The sequence below is a fragment of the Streptomyces sp. NPDC005955 genome (assembly GCF_042871255.1).
Lineage (GTDB): Bacteria > Actinomycetota > Actinomycetes > Streptomycetales > Streptomycetaceae > Streptomyces.
This window is the reverse complement of record NZ_JBIAIF010000030.1, coordinates 1-8382: the sequence shown is the minus strand read 5'-3', so window position 1 is coordinate 8382 and position 8382 is coordinate 1. Positions and strand designations below refer to the sequence as shown.

General features: G+C 73.4%; 7 protein-coding genes. 1 reads left to right on the top strand and 6 read right to left on the bottom strand.

The genetic code is table 11. The annotated features are described in order from the left end of the window. From ACFYOU_RS33240 to ACFYOU_RS33215, 6 genes are all read right to left on the bottom strand, one after another. Nucleotides 1–3680 (bottom strand): beta-ketoacyl synthase N-terminal-like domain-containing protein (locus ACFYOU_RS33240; RefSeq protein ID WP_391311030.1); only part of this gene is annotated, 3680 nt, incomplete at its 3' end. Beyond that, a complete protein-coding gene (locus ACFYOU_RS33235; RefSeq protein WP_391311028.1) occupies nt 3681–4505 on the bottom strand; it encodes a thioesterase domain-containing protein in 825 nt (274 codons plus the stop codon). Then, complete coding sequence (locus ACFYOU_RS33230; protein ID WP_391311026.1) at nt 4502–5626, bottom strand: alpha/beta hydrolase; 1125 nt, start codon at nt 5624–5626, stop codon at nt 4502–4504. The genes ACFYOU_RS33235 and ACFYOU_RS33230 overlap by 4 nt, the downstream gene beginning before the upstream one ends. Continuing rightward, the gene (locus ACFYOU_RS33225) at nt 5623–6378 is read right to left on the bottom strand and encodes a 2-oxo acid dehydrogenase subunit E2 (protein ID WP_391311024.1); all 756 of its coding nucleotides are present in this window, start codon (nt 6376–6378) and stop codon (nt 5623–5625) included. The genes ACFYOU_RS33230 and ACFYOU_RS33225 overlap by 4 nt, the downstream gene beginning before the upstream one ends. Continuing rightward, a complete protein-coding gene (locus ACFYOU_RS33220) occupies nt 6375–6608 on the bottom strand; it encodes a phosphopantetheine-binding protein (protein WP_389764276.1) in 234 nt (77 codons plus the stop codon). The genes ACFYOU_RS33225 and ACFYOU_RS33220 overlap by 4 nt, the downstream gene beginning before the upstream one ends. Before the next feature lies 1 nt (nt 6609). Continuing rightward, nucleotides 6610–7650, bottom strand: coding sequence for a 3-oxoacyl-[acyl-carrier-protein] synthase III C-terminal domain-containing protein (locus ACFYOU_RS33215; protein WP_391311021.1), 1041 nt, complete (start codon nt 7648–7650; stop codon nt 6610–6612). Between the two features lie 108 nt (nt 7651–7758). Between ACFYOU_RS33215 and ACFYOU_RS33210 the strand changes: the two genes are divergently transcribed. Beyond that, nucleotides 7759–8292 (top strand): flavin reductase, encoded by a 534-nt coding sequence (locus ACFYOU_RS33210; protein WP_391311018.1) that lies wholly within the window; start codon nt 7759–7761, stop codon nt 8290–8292. Nucleotides 8293–8382 lie beyond the last annotated feature (90 nt).

The following is an 8382-nucleotide window of genomic DNA, read 5'->3' as shown; positions in this document are numbered from 1 at the left end:
ACACCCTCACCCCACCCCGTACCACCCGCACCCTCACCAAACGACCGGCACCGACCATCCACCGACAACCCCCGCTGCCGCGAAAACTCCACGAACATGCCGGGCGAAGCGAGCACGGCCACGCCACCGGCCAAGGCCGTGGCGCACTGCCCCGAGCGCACCGCGCGCACGGCGAGGTCCAGCGCGACCAACGACGAGGAGCACGCCGTGTCCACCGTCAACGCCGGCCCCCGCAACCCCAACACGTACGCGATCCGACCCGACGCCACACTGATCGCGGAGCCGGTGAGCAGATAGCCGTCGGAGCCCGAACCCCCCTCGTGCAGCCGGGGGGTGTAGTCGGAGGCGGTCGCCCCGATGAAGACTCCGGTGTCGGATCCCTTCAACGAGTGGGGGTCGATGCCGGCCCGCTCCAACGCCTCCCAACTGACCTGGAGCAACAACCGCTGCTGCGGGTCGAGGGCGAGGGCCTCGCGCGGGCTGATGCCGAAGAACTCGGCGTCGAACTCGGCGACGGTGTCGAGGAATCCACCGTGCCGGGTGAGGGAGGTACCGGTGCGTTCGGGGTCGGACGAGAAGAGGGTGTCGAGGTTCCAGCCGCGGTCGGTCGGGAAGGGACCGATCGCATCCACCTCGTCCAACACCAACCGCCACAGGTCCTCCGGCGACTCCACACCCCCCGGGAAACGGCACCCCATCCCCACGATCACCACCGGATCGTCGTCCGCCGTCCCCCGCACCGGAACCTCCACCGGCTTGGCCGAGGGGGCGCCCAGTCGGGTGAGGAGGTCGTCGGCGGTGGGGTGGGCGTAGAGGGTGGCGACGGGGATCTGCACGTCGAGGGCTCCGCTGAGTCGATCACGGAACTCCACCAGGCCCAGTGAGTCGAGTCCGAGGTCCTTGAAGGTGGTGGTGCGGTCGACGCGCGCCGGGTCGGTGAAGCCGAGCACGGCGGCCAGCTCTTCGAGGACCCGGCGTTCGAGGTCGGGGGCGGTGTCGACGGCCGGGGCGGTCGGTGCTGCCGCGGGCTCGGCGGGTGCGGGCTCGTCACGGTCCTCGCCGGGTGCCGGGTCCAGCCAGTACCGCTCCCGCTGGAAGGCGTACGTGGGCAGTGCCGTGCGCGGTCCGCCCGGCGGCAGGACGGCGTCCCAGTGCGGGTTCGCCCCGCCGGTGAATAGGCGGCCGAGGGCCTGCGCCGGATCGCCGTCCTTGCCGAGGACGGGAACGTGCGTGGCGGCTCCTTCGGTGAGCTCCCGCCCGAGTGCGCTCAGCGTCGTGCCCGGTCCGGTCTCCACGAAGACGCCCACGCCGTGTTCCCGCAGCCGGCGCACCGCCGCGTCGAACCGGACGGGCAGTCGTGCGTGCTCCACCCAGTAGTCGGCGTCCGTGGTCTCCACCAGGTCACCGGTGACCGTCGACACGAAGGGGACGCGGGCCGGTCGGAAGGTGACCCGGGACAGGGCCCGGCGGAACTCCCCCAGCACGGGTTCCATCAGCGGGGAGTGGAAGGCGTGGCTGACGTCCAGCCGGCGTAGGCGGTACCCCTGTTCCCCGGCCAGTGCGGCGATCGTGTCGAGGGCGGTCGCTTCGCCCGAGACGACCACCGACGCCGGGCCGTTCACCGCGGCCAGGCCCACGGCGCCGCCGGTGGTGGCCAGCAGTCCGGCGATCTGCTCCTCGGACGCGCCCACGGCGAGCATGCCGCCGCCCGCAGGCAGCGCGTCCATCAACCTCCCCCGGGCCGCGATGAGGTGCGCGGCGTCATCGAGGCCGATCATGCCCGCGGCGTGGGCGGCCGCGACCTCACCGATCGAGTGTCCGGCGACGAAGGCCGGCGAGACGCCGAGCGTCGCCAACCACCGGTGGGTCGCCACCTGGACGGCGAACAGCGCCGGCTGGGTGTACGCGGTCCGGTCGAGGAGTTCCGCGGCCCCGCTGTCGGGCTCCGCCCAGATGACCCGGTCGACGGGGTGGAGCAGCTGGGGGGCGAGCGCGGCGGCGACCTCGTCGAAGGCGGACCGCCACTCGGGCAGGGTCGCGTACGCCTCCCGCCCCATGCCGAGCCGTTGGCTGCCCTGGCCCGGGAAGAGCAGGGCCGTGGTGCCCCCGCCGGCCCGCCCGGTGAGCACTCCGGCCGCGGCACGCCCCTCGGCGAGCGCGGCGAGCCCCCGCCGTACGTCCCCGGTGACGGCGGCGCGGTGCGCGAAGGCGGTGCGGGTCGTGGCCAGGGCGCGGGCGAGGCCGCCGGGCGGGTCGCCCGCCCGGTCCAACGCAGCGGCGAGCCGCGCCGCCTGGGCCCGCAGTGCGGTGCCGGTGCGGGCGCTCAGGACCAGGGGGACGGCCGGGGTGGGGCCCGGCTGCGGCCGGGGTGCCGCCGGGTCGGGCGCCTCCGCGACGATGACGTGGCAGTTGGTGCCGCCCATGCCGAAGGAGCTGACACCCGCGAGGAGCCGTTCGTCCGGGCGGGGCCAGGAGCCGCCCTCGGTACGGACGGCGAGCCGCAGTCCGGTCAGGTCGATGTCGGGGTGGGGGTCCCGGTGGTGGAGCGTGGCGGGCAGCTCCCGCCGGGCCACGCCCAGAACGGTCTTGAGCAGCCCCGCGATCCCCGCCGCGCCCTCCAGGTGCCCCAGGTTGGTCTTGACCGAGCCGACCTCCAGGACGGGTCGCTCCGCGAGGTCGTCCCGGGCCAGCCCGAGCCCACGGGCCTCCAACGGGTCGCCCACCGGTGTTCCGGTGCCGTGCAGTTCGACGTACTGGAGCGCGGCGGGCGACACCCCGGCCGCCGCGCAGGCCCGCCGGATCACCTCGGCCTGGGCACGGGGGCTGGGCACGGTGAGGCCGTCGGTCGCACCGTCGTTGTTGACGGCGCTGCCGAGCAGCACGGCGTGCACGGTGTCGCCGTCCCGCAGGGCGGCGTCGAGCGGCTTGAGCAGCACGAGCCCGGCGCCCTCACCGCGTACGTAGCCGTTGGCGCGGCGGTCGAAGGTGTAGCAGTGGCCGTCCGGCGACAGCCCGCCGAACCGGGCGACGGCCGCGGTGGACGCGGGGTCCACGATCAGGTTGACCCCGCCGGCCAGCGCGAGTTCCGACTCCCCGCGCCGCAGGCTCTCGCAGGCCAGGTGGACGGCGACCAGCGAGGAGGACTGGGCGGTGTCGACGGCGATGCTGGGTCCGCCGAGGCCCAGCGCGTACGAGACGCGGTTGGCGATGATGCCCCGGGTGGTGCCGGTGAGGGTGTGGCGGCCCGGGGCGGTCCCGCGGGCGAGCGCACCGTACTCGTCGGCGAGGGAGCCGACGAAGACGCCGGTGCGGGTGGCGCGCAGCGAGGCGGGCAGGATGCCCGCGTGTTCCAGCGCCTCCCAGGCGAGTTCGAGGACGAGCCGCTGTTGGGGGTCCATGGCGGCGGCTTCGCGCGGGGAGATCCCGAAGAACTCGGGGTCGAACCCGTCGATGGCGTCGAGGTAGCCGCCGTACCGGATGCCGGGGTGGCCGGTGGCCAGCCGTGCGACGGCGTCCGGGTCGCCGCGGTGCCCGGGCACCTCACGGATGGCGCTGCGCCCCTCGCGCAGGAGCTCCCACAGGGCGTCGGGGTCGGGTGCGCCGGGCAGTCGGCACGCCGTGCCGATCACGGCGACCGGGGTCGTGGGGGCTTCCCGTACGTCGTTGCCGTTGCCGCTCAACTACAGCCTCGCTCTCGGTCGGGACACGTCGGCGAGCACCGTGCGTACGGTGTCCACCACGTCCGGCAGCCGCGGATTCAGGTAGAAGTGGTCGCCCGGCAGCACGTGGAGCCGGAAGCGGTTCGTGGTGTGGTCGCGCCAGCGCCCGGCGTCGGCGAGCGGCACCAGGGGGTCGTCCTCGCCGATCAGTACGGTGACCGGGCAGCGGACCCGGGTCGCGGGGGTGGGGACGTAGCGCTGGAGGGCGCGGTAGTCGGCGCGCAGCACGGGGAGGATCAGGGCCCGTAGGTCCGGGTTGTCGAGGGCGGCCCGGTCGGTCCCGCCGAGCAGCCGGACCTCGTCGATGAGGGACTCGTCGCTGAGCAGGACGGCGGGGTCGACGCGGGTGCGGGCGGGGGCGCGTCCGGCGGAGGCCATCAGTGCGTCGGGGGCGGGGGCCCGGCCGCGTTCGCCGAGCAGGGCGGCTTCGTAGGCGACGAGGGAGCCCATGCTGTGTCCGAAGTAGGCCAGGGGGGCGCTGCGCGGGGGGCCGGGGGTCCGCTCGACGGCTTCCGCGATCGCCGCGGCGGCGCCGTGGGCCAGTTCCCTGAGGTCTTCGGCGGGTGGCACGTCGCGGCGCTCCAGCCGGCCGGGGTACTGCACCGCGAGGGCCCGGACGGAGGGGGCGAGGGCGCGGGCGAGGGGGGCGAAGAAGCCGGCGGATCCCCCGGCGTGCGGGAAGAGCACCACCCAGGGCGCGTCCGCGTGCGCCGGTGCGTACTGGCGCAGCCAGTCGCCGGCGACCGGCGTGGACGGGGCGGCGGTCCGGCTGGTCGGGGTGGTCACGGGGTCGGCCCCGGTCGTCGTGCGGCGGCGACGGCCGCGACGAGTCGCTCGGTGACGGCCGGGTCGGCGTCCGGGCGCATGCGTTGCAGGGCGAGGAGGCTCCACGCCTTCGTCTCGGCGAGGTGCCGGGGCGCCCCGTGGACGTCGTCGTGCTCCAGCAGCCGCAGGTCGGTGACGTGTCGTTTGAGCCGTTCCGGGTCGCCCGGCGGGACGATCTCGTCCCGGAGTGCGGTGACCGCGGCCAACGGGACGTCGAGTGCGCGCAGTTCGTCGTCGCTGAGGGCCCAGTCGTGCAGGTGGGCGTGGACGTCCTGCGGGGGGACGCCGACGAGGTGCGCGAGGGTGTTCCTGGTGACCGCGGGGACGTTGCGCTGCCAGGTGGTGTCGGTGAAGAAGTCGTGGATCGGGGGGCCGTTGCCGACGATGCCGCGGATGCGGGGGTCGGTGAGCGCCGCGCGGATCGCCAGGTGTCCGCTGAAGCTGAGCGCCAGGAGGTACGTCCGGGTGACGTCCGCCCGGCCGGCCAGGGCGTCGAGGAGGGCGGTGAACAGCCGGGTGCTGTCGCGGGCGTAGCGCAGGGGGTTCTCGCCGACACCCGGGAGTTCGGCGACGACGCCGGCCAGTTTGAGGGCGGTGATCTGCGGGAGCAGGGCGCCCCACTGTTCCTTGGGGCTGACGATGCCGCCGGTGATCACGAGGAGGGGGCGGGGGTCCTGCGCGGACAGGCCGGCGGTCCAGATGCGGACGGGGACGCCGTCGATGTCGACGGTCTCCGCTTCGATGCCGGTCGGTCCGGTGGTGCGCCAGCGGTCGAAGGCGTCGACCGCGCGGTGCAGGGCACGGGCCCGGCCGGGGCCGTCCACGTAGGGGAAGCGTCCCATGACGTAGTACTGGCTGGCGGCCAACGTGGCGCCGGCGGCGTCCCGTTCGTCGCCGGCGCGGATCCATTCGTACGCCCAGGAACCGGGTGCGTCGCCGGTGTCGGTGGTGATCCGGTCCAGGACCGGGGCGTGGTGGTCGGCGGGCAGTCCCTGGGAGAGGGCGTGGGCCACGACGAAGCGTTTGAGTTCGTCCAGGTCGTTCCCGTCGCCGGTGGCCCGGGGTGCGTGGGGGTGGGTCATGCGGGGTGCTCCTCCAGCGCGTCCTTGATCTCGGTGAGGACGTCGGCGGCTTCGGCTCCGTCGATCACCCGGTGGTCGAAGGTGAGGGAGAGCCGCAGGACCGGTGCGACGGTGATCTCGTGGTCGCGGACCACGGGTCGGTCGACGATGCGGCCGACGCCGAGGGTGACGGTGGTGCCGCCCACGGAGTGGAAGCCGTCGACGGCCCGGTGGCCGAGGGAGGTGACGCTGAACGTGCCGGTGATCTCGGGGCGCCGGTGGAGGAGCCCGGCCGCCGTCCGGAACCGGTCCAGCGCCTCCCGCCAGGGCAGGGAGCGCAGGGCGCGGAGGGGGGCGAACCGTTCGGCGGTGTCGGGGTCCTCGGTGGCGACCCGGTCCAGATGGGCCTGGACGCCGTCGAGGGTTTCGTCCTCCGGTACGGGGATGACCGTGGCGAGGACGACCCGGTGGCCGTCGAGCGTGCGGTCCAGGGTGACCTTGGCGCTGACGGTGTCGTAGGTGGCGACGGTCGGATCGAGCCGGCCCTGGATCGCGCCGTTGGCCTCGGGGTGCTCGCGCAGCACCGCGGCGGCGGCGTGCACCACATGGGCGACGACGGAGCGGCGGGTGCCCGCCTCGACCGCGCGGCGGCGCGAGGCGACGATCGCGGTGGCGTCGACCTCCGTGTCGAGGTGGACCGGTGCGAAATCGCGGATCTGGTCGAGGAAGAACAGGGTGTGCCGACGCTGGGTGGGAAAGGGGCGCTCCGTCACGGGGTCACCAATTCGTAGATCGATTCCAGGCTTCCGGCATCGAGGAAATCCGGGAGGGACAGCGGGGTGCCGATCTCCTTTTCCAGCAGGACGAGGAGGGCGAGGAGATGGACGGAGTCCCAGCCCGTCAGTTCGTCGAGTCCGCGTCCGAGGTCGGCCTCGGTGACGTCCAGGCCGATCTCGTCGCGCAGGATTCCCACGAATTCCGTTCTGGTGAGGGGGACGGCCATGTCAGACTCCTCCGTCCAGTTCCAGGGCGAGCCCGGATCTGATCCACTTGCTGGACTCGATGGCCACGGCGATCGCCCGGGACGGGGCCACGATCCGGTCGAGCAGCCGTTCCAGTTGGAAGAAGAGCAGGGCGTTGCCGTTGTTGCCGGTCTCCCCGACGCAGGTGATCTCCTGTGCCTTCGGGAAGTCGAGGCGCTCGGCGATCCGCTCGGTCATGGTGACGGAGAGCTGCGGCGGCAGCAGCCAGTCCACGTCCTGGTGTTCCCACCCCAGGTCGTCGAGGAGTTCCCGGGCCACCTCGTCGGCGAGTTCGGGCACGCGTTCCTCGATGGCCTTGTAGTCCTCCTGCGCGGGGGCGCGGGCGCTGTCGCGGTCGGCGAGCCCGTACCACTGGAGGACCTGGCCCGGCGCCCGGTCCAGGCCGGCCAGGCGGGTGAGCACGGAGCGGATGCGCGGGCTGGTGGGGTGGTGCTCCGTGCTGAGGACGGCCGCTCCGGCGCCGTCACCGAAGAGCACGTAGTTGACGAGTTCCTCCGGCGGCAGGGTCCGCAGGTCCGTGGTCACGTCGTAGTGCTTGGCGATCACGTCGCCGCCGAGCACCAGGGCGGTGCGGTAGCGGCCGGTGGACAGCAGCGAGGTGGCGAGGTCGAAGGTCTGGACGGCGCCCGAACAGCCCGACTGGAGTTGGAACGTGGGGACGCCGTCGATGCGCAGCCGGTCGGCGACGACGTTGACGGTGGCCGGCATCAGGGTGTCGGGGGTCGCCGTGCCCAGGACCACGAGGTCGATGTCATCGGCCGACACCCGGGCCCGGGCCAGGGCGGTGGTGGCCGCGGCGGTGGCGAGGTCGGCGAGGGATTCGCGGGGCTCCCCCGTTTCCAGATCGAGTGCGAGGTACCGGGTGCGGGTGCCGATGAACGTGTCTACCCATTGGACCCACAAACGGTCCATTCCAAATCGGTCGGCCAATGCCTCGGTGTCGACGGGCTGCCCGGGCAGGGCGGTTCCCGCGGACAGAACGTGCACGGTGCGGTCCACCACGTTCGACCTCCTTTCCCTTTCGGTCCGGACGCTAGGACCGATCGCTAAAGCAGCCCTAATTCAGCCGGGAATTGGCGCGGCTTTAGCGGCGCCGCCGATCCTGGACGGATGACAGCCACCGGATTCACGGTCGCCCCGGGGCGACCCGACGCGGACGCGTTCCGCAGCGCACTCGGGCGATTCGCGACCGGGGTGGTCGTGGTCACGGGGCTGCCCGGCGACGGCACCCGGCCGAGCGGTCTGACGGTGAACTCCTTCACCTCGGTGTCGCTGGATCCGCCGCTGGTGTCGTTCTGCGCGGGGCGGGACAGCCGGACCTGGCCCGGCTTGCGGACCTCCGCACGGATCTGCGTCAACATCCTGGGTGCCGGGCAGGAGCAGACCTCCCGGCGGCTCGCCCGCAGCGACCCGGACAAGTTCGCCTCGGTGGCGTGGTCCGGGTCGCCGTCGGGACAGCCGGTGCTGGACGGAGCGCTCGCCTGGCTGGAGTGCTCGGTGGAGGCGGAACACCCGGCGGGCGACCACCACATCGTGGTCGCCCGGGTGCACGCCCTCGGCGCGGGCGACGACGACGGTCCGCTGCTCTTCTACCGGGGTGGGTACGGCCGGTTCGTGCCGGCCGACGGGACCGCCGCGCCCTAGGCCGTTTCTTTCGGATCATCTGATCGTTGGTTGATGTGTGTCGTTGACTGACGCCCAGTGGGCACGCATCGAGCCGCTGCTGCCGGACCG